The 20921-nt window shown below is 53.9% G+C and carries 15 protein-coding genes and 1 pseudogene; 10 read left to right on the top strand and 6 right to left on the bottom strand.

Annotated features, from left to right (window positions below; translation table 11 throughout):
- Positions 1-118 precede the first annotated feature (118 nt).
- The 4 genes from pssA (at position 119) to G518_RS36045 (ending at position 5847) form a co-directional block, all read left to right on the top strand.
- The gene (pssA, locus tag G518_RS0120045; protein WP_051237095.1) at positions 119-1006 is read left to right on the top strand and encodes a CDP-diacylglycerol--serine O-phosphatidyltransferase; all 888 of its coding nucleotides are present in this window, start codon (positions 119-121) and stop codon (positions 1004-1006) included.
- A gap of 242 nt (positions 1007-1248) precedes the next feature.
- Positions 1249-2913 carry a 2-isopropylmalate synthase gene (gene leuA / locus G518_RS0120040; RefSeq protein WP_028604065.1) on the top strand — a complete coding sequence of 555 codons (1665 nt, stop codon included), beginning with the start codon at positions 1249-1251 and terminating at the stop codon, positions 2911-2913.
- 53 nt (positions 2914-2966) lie between these two features.
- The gene (locus G518_RS0120035; RefSeq protein ID WP_028604064.1) at positions 2967-4505 is read left to right on the top strand and encodes a 2-isopropylmalate synthase; all 1539 of its coding nucleotides are present in this window, start codon (positions 2967-2969) and stop codon (positions 4503-4505) included.
- Between the two features lie 169 nt (positions 4506-4674).
- Positions 4675-5847: a serine hydrolase gene (locus G518_RS36045; RefSeq protein ID WP_036595400.1), complete on the top strand. Its 1173-nt coding sequence runs from the start codon at positions 4675-4677 to the stop codon at positions 5845-5847.
- A gap of 38 nt (positions 5848-5885) precedes the next feature.
- Here the strand turns inward: G518_RS36045 and G518_RS0120025 are convergent, their stop codons facing one another.
- Genes G518_RS0120025 through G518_RS0120010 form a run of 4 tightly spaced genes read right to left on the bottom strand, consistent with a single transcriptional unit; the run spans position 5886 to position 8816 of the window.
- Positions 5886-6671: an IclR family transcriptional regulator gene (locus tag G518_RS0120025; RefSeq protein ID WP_028604063.1), complete on the bottom strand. Its 786-nt coding sequence runs from the start codon at positions 6669-6671 to the stop codon at positions 5886-5888.
- A 28-nt stretch (positions 6672-6699) separates the two neighbouring features.
- Positions 6700-7491 carry an arginyltransferase gene (locus tag G518_RS0120020; RefSeq protein WP_028604062.1) on the bottom strand — a complete coding sequence of 264 codons (792 nt, stop codon included), beginning with the start codon at positions 7489-7491 and terminating at the stop codon, positions 6700-6702.
- Complete coding sequence (aat, locus tag G518_RS0120015; protein WP_028604061.1) at positions 7488-8225, bottom strand: leucyl/phenylalanyl-tRNA--protein transferase; 738 nt, start codon at positions 8223-8225, stop codon at positions 7488-7490. The genes G518_RS0120020 and aat overlap by 4 nt, the downstream gene beginning before the upstream one ends.
- A 30-nt stretch (positions 8226-8255) precedes the next feature.
- The gene (locus tag G518_RS0120010; RefSeq protein WP_028604060.1) at positions 8256-8816 is read right to left on the bottom strand and encodes an NUDIX hydrolase; all 561 of its coding nucleotides are present in this window, start codon (positions 8814-8816) and stop codon (positions 8256-8258) included.
- 36 nt (positions 8817-8852) lie between these two features.
- Between G518_RS0120010 and G518_RS0120005 the strand changes: the two genes are divergently transcribed.
- The 3 genes from G518_RS0120005 (at position 8853) to G518_RS0119995 (ending at position 11027) form a co-directional block, all read left to right on the top strand.
- Entirely contained in the window at positions 8853-9314 is a 462-nt protein-coding gene (locus G518_RS0120005) for a MarR family winged helix-turn-helix transcriptional regulator (protein ID WP_028604059.1), read from the top strand.
- A gap of 241 nt (positions 9315-9555) precedes the next feature.
- On the top strand, positions 9556-10257 hold the full coding sequence (locus G518_RS36040; RefSeq protein ID WP_051237093.1) for a YiaD family glycine zipper/OmpA-like lipoprotein: 702 nt from the start codon (positions 9556-9558) through the stop codon (positions 10255-10257).
- A 122-nt stretch (positions 10258-10379) separates the two neighbouring features.
- Positions 10380-11027 (top strand): DNA-3-methyladenine glycosylase I, encoded by a 648-nt coding sequence (locus G518_RS0119995; protein WP_028604058.1) that lies wholly within the window; start codon positions 10380-10382, stop codon positions 11025-11027.
- Here the strand turns inward: G518_RS0119995 and G518_RS41090 are convergent.
- Both G518_RS41090 and G518_RS0119990 read right to left on the bottom strand, forming a co-directional pair.
- Positions 10972-11136: pseudogene (locus G518_RS41090) on the bottom strand (antibiotic biosynthesis monooxygenase family protein); the annotation flags it as partial. The gene G518_RS0119995 and the pseudogene G518_RS41090 sit on opposite strands and share 56 nt — an antisense overlap.
- A gap of 422 nt (positions 11137-11558) precedes the next feature.
- Positions 11559-11786 carry a hypothetical protein gene (locus tag G518_RS0119990; RefSeq protein ID WP_156909477.1) on the bottom strand — a complete coding sequence of 76 codons (228 nt, stop codon included), beginning with the start codon at positions 11784-11786 and terminating at the stop codon, positions 11559-11561.
- Between the two features lie 142 nt (positions 11787-11928).
- Here G518_RS0119990 and G518_RS0119985 point away from each other — a divergent pair, with 142 nt between their 5' ends.
- From G518_RS0119985 to G518_RS0119965, 3 genes are all read left to right on the top strand, one after another.
- Positions 11929-15204 carry an ankyrin repeat domain-containing protein gene (locus G518_RS0119985; RefSeq protein ID WP_028604056.1) on the top strand — a complete coding sequence of 1092 codons (3276 nt, stop codon included), beginning with the start codon at positions 11929-11931 and terminating at the stop codon, positions 15202-15204.
- A gap of 885 nt (positions 15205-16089) precedes the next feature.
- Entirely contained in the window at positions 16090-18633 is a 2544-nt protein-coding gene (locus G518_RS0119970; protein ID WP_028604054.1) for a hypothetical protein, read from the top strand.
- Between the two features lie 435 nt (positions 18634-19068).
- A complete protein-coding gene (locus G518_RS0119965; RefSeq protein ID WP_156909476.1) occupies positions 19069-20742 on the top strand; it encodes a hypothetical protein in 1674 nt (557 codons plus the stop codon).
- Positions 20743-20921 lie beyond the last annotated feature (179 nt).

The raw sequence follows: 20921 nt of genomic DNA, 5'->3' as shown, positions 1-20921 counted from the left end.
AGGTCGTAGGCCGCGTCAGATGCCGCCCGAGATGTAAGCGCTTCAGGGTTTTTCCCCAGGCCTTATGCAAGCCCATTTACACTGCCCGTACTGCCTACGAGGCGCAAAGCTCTAATCAATGACAGAACAAGACGTTTCCCCCACTCCAGATCCCAGGCCCCAGGACGAGGTGCCGCAGGTGCGCAAACCCCGCAAGGGCATTTATGTGCTACCTAACCTCTTCACGCTCGCTGCCCTGTTCGGCGGGTTTTATGCGGTCGTGATGGCGATGAACGGGCGCTTTGATCTGGCGACCACCGGCATCTTTGCCGCGATGGTGCTCGATAGCCTGGATGGCAGGGTGGCTCGCATGACGGGCACACAAAGCGCCTTTGGCGAACAGATGGACTCGCTTTCGGATATGGTGAGTTTTGGTGCCGCGCCCGCCCTGATTGCTTATGAATGGGCGTTGCGCCCCTTAGGCCGCTGGGGGTGGATTGCCGCGTTCGTGTACTGCGCCTGCGCCGCGCTCCGCCTGGCAAGGTTTAACGTGAACACCTCGGTGGTTGATAAACGTTTCTTCCAGGGGCTGCCTTCACCGGCGGCGGCTGCATTGGTGGCTGGATTCATCTGGTTGACCAGCACCATGCTTTCCGCGCAGCATGAAGTCCCCATTTTCCGGGAGCTCATGTCGCTATTCGGTGGTGTGAGAATAGAGCGTTCGGATTTCGCGTGGATCATGTTTGCCGTGGCCCTGTTCGCAGGCCTGACGATGGTTACCAATATTCCGTACTACAGCTTCAAGGACTTTGGTGGCCGGCGCAGTGTGCCGTTTGCGGTGCTGGTGCTGATTGCTTTGGTGATTGCCATCATCAGCCTCGAGCCGCCTACCTTGCTCTTCGTGCTGTTCGTGGGGTATGCGCTTTCGGGCTATATCGTCTATGCGTGGCGCCGTGCGAATGGCCATCAGGCGAGCATTGTCAGCACCTCCACGGATGAGCCCGAAGAGCGCGGTTTGCATAATTAGATCGTGATGACAGTCGGTCTTTGCAGATGAGTTGCGGAATTTCCTGATTGTCTTTTCGCAAGCCTGTGCTATATTTATCTTATGAACGCTAAATCGCTAGCCCTACTACTAACACCCAACGGGTGGAGGCGGTAGCGCGCAAGTTTCGCGTTTCCCATAGCTCTCGGCCCGTTCGCACCAGCAACGGGCCTTTTGCTTTTTGGGGTTGCTGGATGCCTTGTTTTTTCAATGAGGACTTTTCCATGTTGTCGCAACCCGCTTCCAAATATCGCCCTTTCGCACCCATTCGGCTTGCCGATCGCACGTGGCCTGATGCAGTGCTGAAGCGCGCGCCCATTTGGTTGTCCACGGACCTGCGAGACGGTAACCAGGCCTTGGTGGAGCCTATGGATGCCACCCGAAAATTGCGCATGTATGAGATGTTGCTGCGCATAGGTTTCAAACAGATCGAAGTCGGATTTCCCGCAGCCTCGCAGATTGAATTTGATTTTCTGCGCAAGCTGATCGACGAAAATCGGATCCCGGATGACGTCACGATCCAAGTCATGACGCCTGCGCGAGAAGAGTTGATCGAGCGCACCATCGAGGCGTTGCGCGGCGCTCCGCGAGCTATCGTTCACGTGTACAACGCTGTTGCACCCGCGTGGCGTGAGGTGGTATTTGGCATGACGATCCCCGAGGTCATGGAACTTGTGAAGGGCAGCATCCAGCAGGTGCGTCGCCTCACAGATGCTCAACCTGAGACAGAATGGACGCTGCAATATTCCCCTGAAACTTTCAGCTTGGCGGAGCTTGATGTGTCGGCCCAGGCGTGCGAGACAGCCATAGCCGCGTGGGGTGAAGGGCGCCCCATCATTCTCAATTTGCCCACCACAGTGGAAAATGCCACGCCCAATGTGTTCGCCGACCAGATTGAGTGGATGAGCCGCCGCTTCGGAGCGCGGCCTGGGGTAGTTCTTTCAGTACATCCGCACAATGACCGCGGAACAGGCACGGCCTCCGCCGAACTGGCTTTGATGGCTGGTGCAGATAGGGTGGAAGGTTGTTTGTTTGGCAATGGTGAACGAACCGGCAACCTGGACGTGGTCAATGTGGCATTGAACCTCTACACGCAAGGTGTGGCCCCGGGGCTTGATTTTTCCGACATTGACGCCGTGCGTGCTGAAGTGGAGTACTGCAACCAGTTGCCTGTTTCTCCCCGCCATCCCTACGCGGGAGATCTTGTCTACACGTCTTTCTCGGGCTCGCATCAAGACGCCATCAAGAAGGCTTTCGCGGCTCGTCGCGAAACAGACGTATGGAATATTCCTTACCTCCCCATAGACCCGAAGGACTTGGGGCGCAGCTATGAAGCCGTGATTCGGGTTAATAGCCAATCAGGCAAGGGCGGCATCTCGTATTTGCTCGAGCATGAGTACGGCTTGCAGTTGCCCCGGCGTTTGCAGATTGAGTTCAGCCAGATCGTGCAACGCGAAATGGATGTGGGCGGCAAGGAACTCACGGCTCAAGACATTTATGCGCTCTTTGAACGCAGCTATCACCCATCTCAGGAGGCTCTTCAAAATCTGAGTATGCAGGCCACAGGTGATGACGTACAGGTTCATGCGATCTGGAAGGGCCAAGCGATTTCCGGCTCGGGAAATGGCCCGGTGGATGCCCTGACCCAAGCCTTCTGCACGGCGACTGGCTGCCAGGTGCGTGTGCTTGATTACCACGAACACGCCATAGGAAGCGGGGCTGATGCCCGCGCCATGGCCTATGTGGAGTTGCGCGTGAACGAGCAGCAAACCCTCTTCGGCGTGGGTATGCACCATGACATCACGTGCGCCGCGCTTTCCGCGTTGGCCAACGGCGTCGGACGTGCGGCGCTCGCACCCACGGCACAATACGAGGTTGCTACGGCGTAAGAACAGGTTCCAAGGCCTCACGACCGAATCCGCTAGATATAGGAAAGACCCACATGACTGACAAACTCATCATTTTCGACACCACCTTGCGTGACGGTGAACAATCTCCCGGCGCCAGCATGACCAAAGACGAGAAGCTGCGCATCGCGCGCCAGCTTGAACGTCTCAAGGTGGACGTGATTGAAGCTGGCTTCGCCGCCAGCAGCAATGGTGATTTCGAGTGCGTTCACGCGATTGCCAGCGCCATCAAGGACTCAACCGTGTGCTCGCTTTCGCGTGCCAATGACCGGGATATTGCGCGTGCCGCTGAAGCCCTGAAACCTGCCGCACGCGGTCGTATCCACACCTTCATTGCGACCAGCGCGCTGCACATGGAGAAGAAGCTGCGCATGACGCCAGATGAGGTCTTCGAGCAGTCCAAGCTGGCGGTCCGCTTTGCTCGCAACCAAATCGATGATGTTGAGTTCAGCGCTGAAGATGGCTACCGCAGCGACGTTGATTTCCTCTGCCGCGTGATCGAAGCGGTGATCAAGGAGGGCGCAACCACCATCAACGTGCCTGACACCGTGGGTTATGCAATCCCTGAGCTCTATGGGAATTTCATCAAAACGCTGCGCGAGCGCGTGCCCAATAGCGACAAGGCGATCTGGAGCGTGCATTGCCACAATGACCTTGGCATGGCCGTGGCCAATTCGCTGGCAGGGGTGAAGATTGGTGGTGCCCGTCAGATCGAATGCACCATCAACGGCTTGGGCGAACGGGCGGGTAACTGTTCGCTGGAAGAGGTTGTGATGGCTGTTAAGACCCGCAAGGACTATTTCGGGCTGGATGTTGGGATCGATGCATCACACATCCTGGCCGCGAGCCGCATGGTCAGCCAGACTACCGGTTTTGTGGTTCAGCCGAACAAGGCCGTAGTGGGGGCCAATGCCTTTGCCCATGCCAGCGGCATCCATCAGGATGGCGTGTTGAAAGCGCGGGACACCTACGAAATCATGCGTGCGGAAGATGTGGGCTGGAGCGCCAACAAGATCGTGCTCGGCAAACTCAGCGGGCGCAATGCCTTCAAGCAGCGTTTGCAGGAGCTCGGTGTCATGCTGGAGTCTGAAGGCGAAATAATGGCCGCGTTCGCCAAATTCAAAGATCTCGCTGATCGCAAGACCGAAATCTTCGACGAAGACATTCTGGCGCTGGTCAGTGATGAAAGCGTGACGGCGGAAAAAGAGCAATATGGTTTTATTTCCCTTTCTCAGCACAGTGAAACAGGGGAGAAACCGCAGGCTGAAGTAGTCTTTTCTGTGGCTGGCAAGGAGGTTCGAGGCACCGCTGAAGGCAACGGGCCGGTTGACGCGTCGCTGAAAGCGATTGAAAGCCACGTGCAAAGCGGCGCTGAAATGGTGCTCTATTCCGTTAATGCAATCAGTGGCTCTACGGAAAGTCAAGGCGAGGTGACGGTACGCCTTCAGAACTCCGGTCGGGTGGTGAACGGAATGGGTGCTGATCCGGACATCATCGTCGCTTCAGCCAAGGCTTATCTGAGTGCTCTCAACAAGTTACATAGCAAAGCTGAACGAGTTGCTGCTCAAGGCTAGGTTTTTATACAGTTATTTGAAATTGGGTTAACAAAATAAAATAACTCGCTGATATTGCATGATTTTTCCCATTTGAATACACTTCGTCCAATTGTTGTTTTTTGGGTGAGTAAAAATCATGTGGACTGGTGCGCTTCGCAATTTGGGATCGATATCCAAGAGGGTCCTCATGGTTGCGACAGCCACGAGTCTGGTGTGGCTGGCGCCGGCTGTTCCCGTGGAGGCGGCGGCCAAAAAACCGTCCGAGCGTCAAGCTTCCAAACGCGCCGCACCAGCGCCTTCCAAAGCCAAGTCAGCCGCTGCGCAAAAGAGCAGTAAGGGCAAAGCGACGGTAGCCGAATCCCGTCCCGCCAAGGGAAAATCTGCAACGACTGCCAAGAATCAGTCGGGTAAGAATCGTGGCGAGCGCGTGAGTGCCCGCTTAGGTGGAAAAGGCGCCAAGGCCGGTCGTTCGCTGGCCGCACGTGAAACGCGCCTGTCGCTGCGCTCACGAGCAGCAGAGCACCCGGTTGTTGCGCCGAGATTGTCTTTCGGTCAGATGGCCGGCTTGCATGCTGTGGATGATCCCCTGGATCTGAAATCCAGCGTGGCGCTGGTGGTTGATCAAGACACCCGTGAAGTGATTTTCAGCAAGAACGATCATGCCGTCTTGCCAATTGCCTCTCTTACCAAGTTGATGACCGGTCTCATCGTCTCCGACGCCCGTCTGCCGCTCGATGAAATGATCGCCATCACGGCGGAAGATGTAGACACTGAAAAAGGTAGCCGCTCGCGTTTGGCCGTGGGCAGTGTGCTGACTCGTGGCGAATTGATGCATCTGGCTCTCATGTCCAGCGAAAACCGTGCAGCCCATGCACTGGGCCGCAGCTTTCCGGGAGGAATGACGCGTTTCGTTGGCCTTATGAATGCACGTGCCCTTATGTTGGGCATGAAAGATACCCGGTACGTTGAGCCTACGGGCCTTTCAAGCGGGAACCGTTCCAGTGCGGTTGATCTCGCCACTCTGGTGGCCACAGCGTCTCAGGATCCGCTGCTGAGCCAGCTTTCAACCTCGCCAGGCTACGAGGTGGCGGTCGGCAGCCGTGTCATTCAGTACAACAACACCAACCGGCTGGTACACAGCCCTGAGTGGCAGATCGGCTTGCAGAAGACTGGGTACATCTCCGAGGCAGGCCAGTGCCTGGTCATGCAAGCCCGTGTCGCAGGGCGCAAAATCATCATGGTGTTTCTGGACTCAGCTGGTAAGTTCAGCCGCATAGCGGATGCTGAGCGCGTACGCCGCTGGATGGAGCATCAACAGCACGGTGTTAGCACCCTGGCTGGGGCCGCTATCGCCGGCTGATCGCGCGACCGGTCGATCCAGGGGGCGGAGTTGAGAGGCTAGCGCTTCGCCTCGTGATTGCCCAAGGCTGCGGAAATATGGCTGGCCGTCGATTTGAGCTTGGGCTGCCAACTGTCATCCAGTCTATCTGCGGGTGCGGAAATTGACAAGCCTGCGACCAGCTTGCCTTGGTCGTCGTAGATGCCGGCTGCCATGCAACGCACTCCGGTTTCCAATTCCTCATTGTCTACAGACACGCCCAACTGGCGGGTTTTCACAAGCTCGCGTTCCAGCACCGGCAACTGAGTGATGCTGTTGCGTGTGTGTCCCGGAAGGCCGGTGCGCGTGGCGTAGGCCCGCACACGCACAAGATCATCTGCCGCCAGGAACAGCTTACCCACGGAAGTCAGATGAAGCGGTGCACGGCCGCCTATGGCTCGCACCACCTGCATGCCTGATCTTTCGCTGTAGGTGCGCTCGATATAGACGATTTCATCACCCTGACGAACGCTTAAGTTCACTGGTTGTTGAATGAGTTTGTGCAGCTCGCGCATGGGCTCCAAAGCTGCATCGCGTACGTTGAGCCGCCCTTTGACGAGGTTGCCCAATTCCAGGAGCCGCATTCCCAGACGATAGCTGCCCGCTTCTGGACGATCCACAAAACGGCCGGAGGCCAGATCATTGAGGATGCGGTGCGTGGTGGAAGGGTGAAGTCCGGTTTGTTCGCTTATTTGCTTGAGCGACATGGCTTCTTCCCGTGAGGCCAGGACATCGATCAACGCGAACATACGCTCAATCACCTGAATGGTGGGCGTGGCGTGGGCATCTGGGTTGGACTTGCGCATGGTTAGTTAGTTTTAAGGCCTGGAGAGCTCAGCCCTTTTGATCGTGTGCAGAGACCGCAAATTTGGTTCGGGCGTCGGGTTGGGGAATCCAGCGATCACCCTCCAGCCGTTCGGAAGGTCCAAAGCGCGCCTTGTATTCCATTTTTGGACTGCCCTGGATCCAATAACCAAGATAGACATAGGGTAAGCCGAGTGCGGCGGCCTGCTCAATCTGCCACAGGACACCGTAGGTGCCGTAGCTGGTCTTGGGCAGGGGATCATAGAAAGTGTAAACCGCAGAGATGCCGTCGTTAAGAAGGTCGATGATGGCTACCATCCTCAAGGCTCCGGCTGCATCGTAGCTGCCGTCCTCGGCGGGTTCACGGAATTCCACCAGTCTTGAATTGACCTGGCTTTGCAGCAGGAACTGCGTGTACTGGTCTACGCTGTCATGGTCCATCCCACCACCCGTGTGGCGGCCGGTCTGGTAGCGCAGGTAAAGCTGATAGTGCTCGGGCACGAAGCATAGCTTGAGTACCCGCACTTGCAGCCCTGCGTGCTGTGCGCGGGCGCGGCGCTGGCTTCGGTCTGGCAGGAAATCCGCAACTTTGATCCGGACGGGGGTGCAAGCATTGCAGCCGTCGCAATACGGCCTGTAGGTGAACATCCCGCTGCGGCGAAATCCCTTCAGCACCAGGCCGGAATAGACATCGCTATTGATCAAATGGCTCGGGGTGGCTACTTGCGAACGCGCCTGGCGCGCTGGCAGATAGCTGCACGGGTAGGGAGCCGTGGCATAGAACTGCAGCGTTTGAAGTGGGAGGTCCTTGAGGTGCGTCACCGGTCGAAAGTGGAGGGAGGCATCAACGTATTCCAGTATACGGGGTCGAACTGCCAACGTGGCGGCGGCTTCGGAAGCTGCTCCTGGACGCGTTCAGCGAATTGCAGCCGTGGCATGGGATTGGCGCCCAGCGATGCGAGGTGGCGCGTGGCCTGCTGGCAGTCAATGAAGGCAATGGCGTGCTCGCGGCAGAAAGCCACCAAGGCTGCCAGGGCGATCTTTGAGCCGTCGCTGACGGTCGTGAACATGGATTCCCCGAAAACGGCGCGCCCGATCGCGACGCAATACAACCCGGCCACGAGACGGCCTTCTACCCAGGTTTCCACGCTGTGGGCATAACCTGCGGCATGCAGGTTTCTATAAGCCGCCACCATGTCTGGCACGATCCAGGTGCCGGCCTGATCTGCGCGCTGAATGCCCGCGCAAGAGCTGATGACGCTGTCGAATGCCGTATCTATACGGATTTCGCAGTGCGCACTCATGCGAAAGCGCTGTAGCGTCTTGCGCATGGAGCGATGCAGTCGAAAACAAGATACATCCAGCACCATGCGCGGGTCTGGGCTCCACCAAAGAATGGGTTCACCCTCGCTAAACCAGGGAAAGATGGTGGCAGAGTAGGCTGCCAGCAAAGTGGGCACGTCGAGAATGCCGCCGGTTGCGAGCAAGCCCGGTGCAGCCGAGTGTGCGGGCCAGGCCTGCTGTAGCGGAGGGAAGGGCTCGCCTGGACTCAGCATGGCGAGCGGAGGTTGAGAGGGGGGCTGCACTTATTGAGGTGGCTGCCAATGGATATCGATGTCGTGAATACCCCAAGCGCCACGCCGGAGGTCGTCAAAAAAGCACTTGAGCGTTTCCCGCACGGTGGTGAAGGCGATCTCCTCCCAAGGTATTTCAGCTTCGTGAAACAAACGGGCTTCCATGGTTTCGTATCCCGGATCGAATTGATCGCTCAGCAATCGGGCCAGATAGAAAACGTGCACCTGTCCCACGCGCGGAATGCTCATGGTGCTGAAAAACGGTCCCATTTCAATCTGCGCGCCAGCTTCTTCCGCGGTCTCGCGAGCAGCCCCTTGGGCTACCGTTTCATCCATTTCCATGAATCCAGCTGGCAATGTCCATTTGCCCAGCCTGGGTTCAATGTTTCGCTTGCATAGAAGAACCCGGTCACCCAGGTAGGGGACGGTGCCGACTACCAGCAAGGGGTTGACGTAATGTATGGTGCCGCAATTCGGGCAAATCGCGCGCTCCCGCGTGTCCCCGTCGTCCGGAATACGGTAGCTCACGGCGGTTCCGCATTCGCGGCAATGCTTGATCTGTTTGCGCTGCATGAGAACTGCAGTGTAGCCGCCGCTTACACTTGCCGGATGCAGCAGGGCAGTTTCGCATTCGAGCAGGCTCCGGGTCATCTGATTCGGCGCGCGCACCAGATTTCCGTCGCGACCTTTGCCGAGGAGACCTCGGCCTTTGGGGTGACGCCGATTCAGTTCGCCATTCTCAATGCGCTTATGCACGCACCCGGGGTCGATCAGATCACGTTGGCGGGTCGCGTTGCATTCGATGCGGCCACTATTGGCTCAGTCATTGCAAGGCTGGAAAAAAAGGGGTGGTTGCGCAGGCAGGCCGCTGATCTGGATCGCAGGCGCAAGCTTTTGTGGCTGACTCCAACTGGTGAGAACGCAGTGGCCAGCATGCAGGCCGATGTGGTCCGCGTACAGGAGCGGATTTTGTCACCCTTGAATGATTCAGAGCAACTCGAATTGATGGCTTTGCTCAAGAAACTAGTAGCCAGTAATGATCGCGAAACAGCCCCGCACGGATCGATTTAGATGTCGTCCTACAGTGAGAATTGATTGACTGGGTTCCAATGAACCAGGAACCTGTTCAAAGTCTTTGCACAAAGCGTGCGGAAAATACGGAATGGGAATTGTGATGTGCTGCAAGGTGCAGTTCCCGCCCTAACATGTCAGAACGGGCCTTGAACAGGGTCTTCGGGCCTGTACATGACACGGCGCCTAGCTTAAGGTGCATCTCAAACAGATTCGCTGCTTTATTAGAAGGATGTTAGTTATGAAGCGTACTATTTCTTCCAGTCGCACTTTGGTGCTTTCAGTCAGCGCTGCCGCTGTTTTCATGACAGGTTGCGCGAACATGACCGAGACGCAGCGCAATACCGGCATTGGAGCGGGCATAGGCGCGGTGGCCGGCGGGCTGATCGGTGACGGAGGCGGGGCCGCCATTGGCGCGGGCGTTGGTGCACTCGGCGGTTATGCCTGGTCGCGATATATGGAGAACAAGAAGGCCGATATGCAGCGTGCCACGGCTGGTACGGGCGTACAAGTCACGCAGACGTCGGACAACCAGCTCAAGCTCAATATCCCTAACGATATTTCGTTCTCCACAGGCCGTGCAGACATCCAGCCGGCCCTGCGTCCAATTCTGGACCAATTCGCCAATGGCCTGGGTGGTCAACCCAACACCGAGGTGGTGATTGTTGGCCACACGGATTCAACCGGAAGTGACGCCATCAACAACCCGCTTTCAGTAGAGCGTGCCAATAGCGTGCGCGACTATCTCTCTGCTCGCGGCGTGGATTCGCGCCGCGTGCGCACCGAAGGCCGAGGCTCCCATGAACCGATTGCCAACAACGGCACAGATGCCGGCAGGGCTCAGAATCGTCGTGTTGAAATTTTCCTGGCCGAGCGTGCTGTAGCTGCTGCACCAGCACCTGGACCTATGAATCAACCGGTAGGGACACCAGTCCGTTATTAAGCTCATCGCTGTAACCTAAGCGTTGTGGGTTAGCGCCTCTTGCGGACCTTTCCCGGGGGGCGCATGACGTCTTGGATAGAGCTTAGTATTGGTGCCATGCCTTCCCCTACCAAAGCCAAATCATGAGCACCTCAATTCCTGGCCCGGATGGCCGACTCCGTTGTCATTGGTGTGCGGGAGCGCAGGAATTCTTTCCTTATCATGATGATGATTGGGGCTTTCCAGTCAAAGACGATCGGACGCTGTTCGAGAAGTTAAGTCTCGAGGGATTTCAATCAGGTCTTAGCTGGCGCACTATTCTCACCAAACGGGAGAATTTTCGAGCAGCGTTCAAGGGTTTCGACTTCGATCTTGTGGCTCGATTTACCGCGGATGATATTCAAAATATGCTGGGTGATAGCGGTATTGTCCGTCACCGCGGAAAGATAGAAGCGGTTATCCAAAATGCGCGTTGCGCCCGGGAAATGGTCGATCGAGAGGGGTCTTTGGCCGCATTTTTCTGGCGCTACGAACCCACGGCGCTGCAATCCACGCAGCCACAGATTGTGTCTACCTCTGCGGAGTCGGTTCAACTCTCCAAAGACCTGAAAAAGCTTGGATGGAAGTTTGTAGGACCCACCACCATGTATGCATTCATGCAGGCGGCGGGTATCGTCAACGACCATGCCCAAGATTGCGTCATCAGGGCCGAAGCCGATAAGGCTCGTAGAGCTTTCAAAACTCCTGGAAATGCTCCACGTTCGGCGGTGCCGTTAAAAACGGCCCGATAATCGCCCGCCACTCGCTGAACAGGGGAGATTCGCGAAATCCCTTGGTGTGGTCCTCCAGTGTTTCCCATTGCACCTGGAGCACGTAGCGCTCTGGCGATTCAATGCTGCGCCGCCACGACTGCGGAAAGCTTGTTCCCGATAAGCGCCGTCTCCCAAACGATCCAAAAGCTCAGGTTGAGTTGGCAAAAAATTCCCCCAAACGCTTGCTGAAATCTGTCAAGACGGGGCCCAAGGCCAAACCATCAAGCGGATGGCCCAGGACGACGTTCGTCTTGGACACATCTCGGACGTTCGCAGGTGCCGGGCACAACGCGAACCTTCGTGAATGACGAGCGGTTCACGATAAACCCGCCTCCCGGAGCGGCCTGGAACGGGTGCAGACGCCGGCCAAGATAGCTTTCGTTGACAGGCCAAGGTAATTCTCGTCAACCAGGCACGTCACCCTGTGGGTGCATCGCCGTGGAGATTGATGGTGCGAGCTGGCATCGTAGCGACACACTCGAAGCACCGACCAATATCTATCTGTTGGTACTACTCTCGTATGCGCCTGAGCTCAACCCGATGAAGCATGTTTGGGATGTGTTGGCTGCTCGATAGTGCCAGTTGCCCGAAATCAGCCCAGTACCGGCTGAGGCGGGCCTTCAAGCTCAGTTGCAAGTGCTGCAGGACGATCAGCCCCACCGGAACCAGCCCGGCATAAAGCGCAAGCTCCGATGTCAGGCGGTCTTGCAGCACCTGCGTCAAATCATTTATCTGCACCGAGACATGCGTAAGTCAGAGGGGGTGTTTGTCGATTTTTCGTTTTGCGGAGTAGTTGCAGGGAACTTACGTGTTTTGGTGGTTACTCAATTAGTAGGCGCGCAAATGCTAATTTCTGAATAAAAAGGAGATATTAAGTATTATGAAAGCTACTATTTCAAATGAGAGCTGCCTGAGCTTCTCACCTTTGAACCCGATGAATGGGGTGAGTGCGGGTGTGAATGTCGTGGATTCGGAAAGTTTCGACAAGCAGGCGCGAGTGGGAGCCACCGGCGTTGGCAATTCGCTGCTGAAAGGCAAGATCGAGTTCGCGGACAAGGCAACCGGAGGTGCCAGCGACAGCCTCGTTGCTGCAAGTAGATCTGTAGCCGAGCAATTGGTCTCTAAGGCGTCGCACGCTTGCGCTGCGCTGCTCGATGCGGGCGAGTCGTTGGTCGATATGGATGCACTCACCTATCTGGACGTGCACTCGGACGAAGCGATCCGGGCTTTTAGACATGCGTCGGCGCAAGGACAGCTCGATGTGGTGCGAGGCTGGATTCAGGCCGGTGCAGACGTCAACGCCGCTGACTCACGAGGAGATACCGCGCTGATGCTCGCGGCGGAGAGCGGCCATAAAGCCGTGGTGGCCGAATTGCGGAAAGCTGGGGCGGATGTCAACGCCGTCAATAAGCGTGGTCAAACCGCGCTGATGCTTGCAGCTGGAAATGGTCATTTAGAAGTGCTGAGTGAGTTGCTCAAGGACGGTGCGAACATAAATTCAGCAGCCCATGGTGGCAACACAGCGCTGATGTTTGCGGCCCATGGCGGGCAGCAAATGGCAGTGGTTATGCTTTTGAACGCTGGTGCGGATATGAACGCGCTCAATAGCAGTCGTGAAACTGCGCTGACGCTGGCAACTCAACGAGGCCACGAAACCGTGGTGGTCGAGATACTGAAAGCCGGAGGAGACGCGCTAGCAGATGATCTGGACGCGCTGCTGAGGGTTTCCATCGCGAAAGGGCATCAGGGGGTGGAGGCCGCCTTGATAGAAGCCGGCGCGAGAGTCAAGGCTGAACCTGGCAGTGAAGGTCTGACGGCCGTGATGCGGGCAGCCCAGGTGGGCCATCAGGTGGAACTGCAGAAGCTTTTGATGATCAAGCCCCCGCTTGCGGCAGACCTAGGCCACAACCTTGGCGTTGCGCTGAATGTGTTGGGCTTAAATGGTCACCAGGCTGCGATGGAAGGACTTCAGAACGCCTTCACGCATGCCGTAGGTGACGATCTGGAGCTCAGCGCTGCGTTGATGATTGCAACGTCCCGTGGTCACCATAGTGTGGTCACGATGTTACGGGCAGCTGGCGCACAAGAAAATGCCAGGGACCTTTATGGTCGGACCGCCCTGATGCTCGCAGCTGACAATGGCCAGCAGGATGTTGTGGCAGAGCTACTGAAAGCCGGTGCGCCACTCGACGCCCGCGAAAACCATGGTTTCACTGCATTGATGTTGGCGGCTCAAAACGGACACCGTGCTGTGGTGGCGGAGTTGCTGAAGAATGATCATGACATCAATGCCAGCAATCAGTTCGGTGACACGGCGCTGATGATTGCGGCAAAAAGCGGACAGCAAGGTGTTGTGTCTGATCTGCTAAAGGCGGGTGCGGATATTGACGCCGTTAATCACAGCGGAGCTACCGCTGTGCTGCTAGCGGCTCAGATGGGTCAAGTTGACGTGGTGAGGCAGTTCCAAAGGGCTGGCGCGAATATGCACGCCACCACCACAGGCGAAACCGCTTTGATGCTCGCAGCTCAGAGCGGTTATCTGGAAGTAGTGTCAGAGCTTAGAAGCTTTGGAGTGGATTTGCTCGCCACCAACGAGGCGGGTGCAAACGCATTGATGCTTGCAGCTCAGAGCGGTCAGCTGAAAGTAGTGTCAGAGCTTAGAAAACTGGGCTTGAACATCAATGACACGACCACCGACGGGCACACCGCCCTGATGCTCGCTGCGGAACGTGGACACCTGGATGTAGTGACGGCTCTGGCGAACGCTGGTGCGGAAATGAATACCGTTAATAGTTTCGGTGAAACAGCGCTAATGCTCGCTGCCGCAAATGGGCACCAATCTGTAGTGACGGCTCTGGCGAACGCTGGTGCGGAGATGAATACCGTTAATAGATTCGGTGAAACAGCGTTATTGCTGGCGGCAAAAAATGGACATATTGCCACAGTGAAGGAATTGAGCCAGGCCGGTCTCAGCCTTCATGCGACCAACCTTAAAGGTGAAACCGCGCTATTGCTGGCGGCCAAAAATGGACATGTTGCCATGGTGAACGAATTGAGCCAAGCCGGTCTCAGCCTTCATGCGACCAACCTTAAAGGTGAAACCGCGCTATTACTGGCGGCAGAAAATGGGCATCTAACCATGGTGAACGAATTGCACCAGGCCGGTCTCGACATAAATGCGAAGAATGATCGCGGGGAATCACCACTCTTGCTTGCCGCCAAAAATGGGCATGAAAAAATGGTGAATAAATTGCTTCAGTTGAAAGCCTCCCCTCATTTGGTGGATTATGGAGGTGGTACAGCCCTTATGCTTGCGGCTGAGTCAGGGCATGCTCATATGATGCGTGCTCTGGTCAATGCTGGATTAGATATCGAATCTACCGATTCCAGCCTGCGCACAGCGCTGATGTATGCAGCAAAAAAAGGGCATGAGAGCGTCATAGTTGAGCTGCTTAAAATGGGTGCGAAGGTCAATGTTGAAAGCGACGACGGTAAGACTGCACTTATGTATGCTGCGGAAAATGGGCACTCTGCAGCATTGAGCCGGCTGATTGAGGCTGGTGCAGATATCAATGCATATACCCACCGGGGCGCCACGGTGCTTTCGAGAGCGATTTCAAATGGAAATCCAGAGGTGGTGAGTAAACTATTGAATGCCGGTGCCAGTACACACCCATTATTCGGCGAGGACGCGCTGACGCGGGCCTCTCGATATGGGCACCAAGGCGTGGTTATTGAATTGCTCAAGCATGGCGAAGATATAAATTACATCAGCTGGGGAGGGCATACAGCGTTAAAGGTGGCTGCAAAAAATGGACATCTGGGTGTTTTAAATATACTTCTTGAGTCCGGTGCAAATGTAAATGCGAGCGGCATGTTTGGTACTACCCCGCTGATGGAAGCGGTTGCAAATGGACATCTGGCCGCATCGACTGCACTGGTAAAAGCTGGCGCAGATATCAACGCCCCCAATCGTATGTATGACACCGCGCTAATGATGGCGGCACAGCACGGGCACGACGATGTGGTACTCATGTTAATACAGAATGGTGCAGATATAACTGCTAAAAATTGGATGGGTGCCACTGCGTTGGATATTGCGAAAAAATATAAAAATGATGGAGCAGAAAATATTTTGAGAAAACATATTTCTTAATTTATAAATGATCTACGCATCATTTTCATGACAATATAAAAATATTGATTTATGTGAAAAACTGTTAGAGAACGAGCAGCGGCGCCAGAAGGTATTGGAGAGGATCGCGCGGGTTACGATAAGCCGTTACGAGCGACTCCAGGCTGTGGAGTTCGAGCTTGGCCAGATCAGGGCGGCACTCCAAATAGCCGAGCGATCGAGTGAATATTCCGTGGCCTTAGGAGATGCTTAGGCAAGTGAGATTTTGCTGAACCTGGTTGAATCCATAAGATTGGGATTCAACTTTATCTTTGGCCTCATTGTGCAGGGTTGGTCGAGCATCAATCCGTTTTTCACTACTCCGCTCAATGCGTACGAGTGCGTATATGACCGACATCAGGCGGTCTTGCCGCACCTGCGTCAAATCATTTATCTGTACCGAGATATGGGCAAGCCAGAGGGGGTGTTTGTCTATTTTTCATTTTTGCGGATTAATTGCAGGGAACTTGTGTGTTTGGGTGGTTACCTAATTATTAGGAAAAAACACGAATTTCTGAATTAAAAATGGATATTAAGCATTATGAAAACTACTATTTCAAATGAGAGCTGCCTGAGCTTCTCATCTTTGAACCCGATGAATGGGTTGAGTGCGGGTGTGAATGTCGTCGATTCGGAAAAGCGGTTGCAAATGGACATCTGGCCGTATCGACTGCACTGGTAAAAGCTGGCGTAGATATCAACGCCTCCAATCGTATGTATGACACCGCGCTAATGATGGCGGCAGGGCGCTGATACGACGATGTGGTAATTATAAGCGTTCCGCGCGCCATCTTAATAATAAAAAAATATTGATTTATATGAGAAAAAACACGCTAATTTAAATTTTACTTTTAGAGAGAAAATATAATGATTGAATATCTTTTGAGCTTTATTCGCTACAGCGCACCCGCCAACTTTGAGAAGTCTGAGGATAAAAATATCAAAAAGTCGTTGGGCAATACGGGTGAGGATTTTCCGAAATATTTAGATGATGACGTAGAGTCTGGAGATTGCTTTGCTTATTTTCGAGGCAGCAGAAGCAACCACGCCGTAGAAAATTCTTGGGCTAGTCCTGACGCTGAGAAGTTTATGAAGGAAAGGATCGACGACCCGTTTAGCGATGAGAATTATATGGAAGAAGCGATCGACGACCCGTTTAGCAATACGGATAGGAAGTCTATAGATGAAAGTATCGAAAAGTCGTTTAGCAATACGGATAAAAAGTCTATAGATGAAAATATCGAAAAACCGTTGAACAATACGGATGAGAAGTCTACTGATGAAACGAGCAAAAAGCCGTTTAGCACTACAGATAAGAAGTCTATAGATGAAAGTATCGAAAAGTCGTTGAACAATACGGATGAGAAGTCTACTGATGAAACGAGCAAAAAGCCGTTTAGCAATACAGATAAGAAGTCTATAGATGAAAGTATCGAAAAGTCGTTGAACTATACGGATGATAAGTCTATAGATGAAAGTATCGAAAAGCCGTTGAATAATACGGATAAGAAGTCTACGGATGAAACGATAAAAAAGCCGTTGAACAAAAAGGGTGAGGAGGTTTTTGGTGTTTCTTTTTTAAATGACGATAGGCTAGAGTCTACAAATTGCTTTTCCCATTTGTACGAATGGATAAGCAGCGACTCCGTGGAAGATCCTCATCTGAAGTCTATGAAAGAAAGTATCAAAGAGCCGAGCGATATGGTTGAAGCAGATTCTAAAGCTCTGGTTACGGGAGCCTTGAAGAAGGACGCGGACCAGGCATTGAAGGACGCGCGCAGCCTTTGCGGAGAGATAGATAAAAAATTCCGAATAATGAATGAGCAAGTTCGGCGACTGGGAAATTTGCCAGTCATAGAGCCAGAATTAGGGCGATCGGATGATGTCGAATTATCTACTATGGAGCATGTAAATCGCTATTTTCACGTGCTGAAAGGCGTTGTGCATTCTTTCACTGATACGTTGGGCGTGGGCGTTACGGCTATCGCACTACCAACCGTGGCTAACGTTTTTCTAGGTGGGATTGTCTCGACATCGGTTGGATATGGAATGAGCGCGATCACCAGTGGGACTGGTGCTTATTTATTACTTAGCACGCTGCGCGATGCGCCCCAATTGGCATCCGACCACGCAACCGTTTCCTTGATTAACTCGGGATTGAAGGATATTCAGGTGCAGCAAGCCCAACTTCAAAAGCTGTTGGAGGACGAGCAGCGGCGCCAGAAGACGCTCGAGAGGAGTGCGCTGGTTTCGATAAGCCGTCACGAGGGAATCCAGGCTTTGGAGCTTGAACTCGATCAGGTCAGTGTGGCACTACAAATAGCCGAGCGATCGAGTGAATATTCCGTGGCCTTAGGAGATGGTCGGGCAAGTAAGCTTTTGCTGAGCCTGGTTGAATCCATAAGATTGGGTTTCAACTTTATCTTTGGCCCCATTATTCAGGGTTGGTCGAGTGTCAGCAGGCTTTTCGCCACTCTGCCCAATGCATACGAGCGAGGCAGTGAGCGACGTCAGGCCGTTTCGCAGGAGCGCACGGAGAAAGCCGCGTATAGATGGGCGCTTGATGCCATATCGGAGCGCTCTGAAACCAGTCTTTTGGAGCCGGGCGACGATGTGCACGCCAGTAATTTGAAAGGATGCACGGAAACAGAAAAAAACAAACGAACTGAAGAGAGTCGGCAGAAGTTGAATATGGGTGAAAACCTAATGCGCTTAATCCGCGACGGCCAAGCCTCTCCAGACGGCATTGTAATGATTGAAACCAAGGGCGAGCGTCCAATTCAATACTCTGTTCCGTCTAATGTGACGCTTGCGCGTGCATTGACCTTTTATTTTTCAGTGATCGCGGATAAGTCAAACGCAGATCCAGATGCGGGTGTTCATAAAGATGCTGAAAATGGGTCTTTGGTAGTGACCGATCCTAAGGGTAGCTTTTACAGCTTCCTGATGCATGTGCCGTCCGCTTACACCGCGAGCATGGTGGGCTTGAAAAGTGCGGGGGCACATGGGCGCCTGACTATCGACGACCATGCCGCAGGCTTCCCGGGGGGGGCGTGCAGTATGCAGTTTGAGCAGAGGCTCAACAAGGACGGCGTTCTCGAATTGAGAGTCAATTTTCTCTCGGAGCAAGCTAAGCCGGTGTTCTTACCATTGGAGAACGAAAGTCGGGTGCTACGATCCTTATATATTGCGATGCATGAGCGCCGCGCAGAACAAACCGTCGATGTATTCACCGCTCCCATTCTAAAAGAGAATACCGCAAGCCTGACTGATTACTCCGACTGGTCGATCGGGCGTATGCGAGATCACCAAATAGACTTAGTTGAAAAGCTAGATAATGAGGTCTCATTGCTGCAAATTGAGAGCCAAAGGTATCAAGCAGTTCATCAGTGGGAACGTCCTGCCTACTGACTCCAGGGGCTCGAAATTCGCTTGCATTTTACGCGGAGGCCGAAGAATATCTTCAATGTTCCCCTTGGCTGGTTCATTTTCTAACGCCTGATAGACCGCGCATTAGACCGCGAGGATTAGAGACGCGCCTTAAGAACGCTCTGCATAACTCCTCGCGGCGTGTGCTAGCTCGGATTCGGGCGGGCTGCGATGTTGCATTTTTGGCCAGTAGCCGTGCTATTGGGCTACCAAATGCGTCTTGCATCCCATGACTAGCCGCGCACCAAGGTCCGCACTACGCCCACTCGCTTCGGGTTGTGCAGCGCATCCTTAAATGGAACTCGCGGCTCATATCGGTTACTTATGAATAGGTAGCTCCTACTGGTATCGTCTAAACGGTTGACTTAGGAGATTTCGAAACCGTCATCGCAGACGATTTAGTATAAAAGTATTCATATGGCAGGCGAAATTGTAAATCAAAACACAGGTGGTGGACCGCCAACTGTGCAAACGACCCCGTTTACTCATAATGTGCGAGCAGAGGGAACGGCGTCCGCCACGACTCATACCCGGCAAGGCCGTGAGTGGTCGGTGAGTGATGGCCGCGCGAAGGCGAATCTTCTTAAGGAAAAGAATGAATCTATTGCGAGCTCTTTTCGCCCAGAGCACTTTCCGTATGCCAAGGACACGTCTGGCCTGGCGAAAAAGGACAGATCGTTTCAAGACGCCAAGGCACTAAGCACACAACCTAAAACTTCTCCATCTATCTGGATGAACGGCTTCGAGTCAGCAAAAGCTTTGGAGGAGGCTAAGACGGTATTGGATCGCTTGGATAGCATGATGCGAGAAGCAGACTTTCTTGAAGAGCGCGGTGAGCAAAGGCCGGCCAATATGGATGCTGATGCTCTTCTTAAGGAAAAGAAAGAAAGTCGTGTGAGCTCTCTTAGCTCAGAGCACTTTCCGAGTGCCGAGGACACGTCTGGGCTGGCAAAAAAGGATAGATCGTTTCAAGACGCCAAGGCACTAAGCACGCAACCGAAAATTTCTCCATCTGTCTGGATGAACGGCATCGAGTCAGCAAAAGCTCTGGAGGCGGCTAAGAAGGTATTGGATGGCTTGGATAGCATGATGCGAGAAGCAGACTTTCTTGAAGAGCGCGGTGAGCAAGGGCCGCCTATAGTGGGAAATGGGAGAGCACGAGGTGAAACCCTTTCATGGGGTGAAGAGGCCAAGCAAGTCTTTGCGAAATTCCTCAGTTCCATTGTGAGCGGATTAGAGAGTGTCGGACGCTTTATCGCGGATGTGCCGAGCAGGCTTGCCCGGATGTGGGGCGCCGCCCCGACCGGTAAGGCCGCAGTTGAGAAAGCTATCGTCAAGGAACACAGTCTGCCCGACAGTGATTTGGGGGGGGGCGATCGGCGGAAAGCAGCAGTTGAGGAAGCTTTCGCCAATAACCTCCGTCTGCGCGAAAGTGAGGTGGGGAAGGACGACCGGATGCCCGCTCGCAAGGAAGGCAGTGCACGGTACATTTGCACAGGCATGGCTAAGGATGCATTGCGCTCCCCCGTTTTCATCGGGGGACAGCAGTTCAAGTTGCCTTCAGGCCCCGTGGGAGAAACAAAAGACCAACTAGATAAGAGGCACGACGATTTCCTCGAAGAAGTAGCGGAGGCTCTACTGGCACAATGCGGTGGAGATACAGCTCTATGCATGAAAGTCAGCAATTTCGCATATCAGATTATGCTTTCTTTTCCGTTAACGCAAATCCGAGAGGGGAATGTCGTTGCCAATGAAAATTCAAATCTGAATATTTTAGACATCATTGGGAAACGTGATCATGGTATTTCAATGAAGCGGCAGACAGAAAATAGCATGCGATTGGATTATTATTTAACATACGAAAATATAAGTCACGTTACGCGTACGGTAGGTCAAAAAACGGAGTTGGTAGAAGTTAATCCATCGAGTAGTTTTCACTGCGATTACGCAATGGTAGTCAATTCCGAACCCGAACCCGAACCTGAATCCGAACTCGAATCCGATATCCTTATGAGTGCCAAGCCGTACCCAAGGAAGCCTTATTCTGATGATCAATCGGCTGTGCATTATAAGTTCAATATCGATTTCTAAATACAATGAGTGCCCAGGCGAATGACGCGAACCGTGTTATCTGTAAAACCCTGGATGATTGCATAGCTTCCCGGCGTTATCCGTTATCGTGGCTGGATTGACTTTCCAGAAGACGCGGAACATGCAGTTTGGGCGTGTTCCGAGCCCCGAAATGGTGAGCTTCAGTTAGAACGCAGCGT

Source organism: Ottowia thiooxydans DSM 14619 (assembly GCF_000422885.1).
In the GTDB taxonomy this organism is placed as follows: domain Bacteria; phylum Pseudomonadota; class Gammaproteobacteria; order Burkholderiales; family Burkholderiaceae_C; genus Ottowia; species Ottowia thiooxydans.
This window is presented reverse-complemented; position numbering and strand designations above follow the sequence as displayed.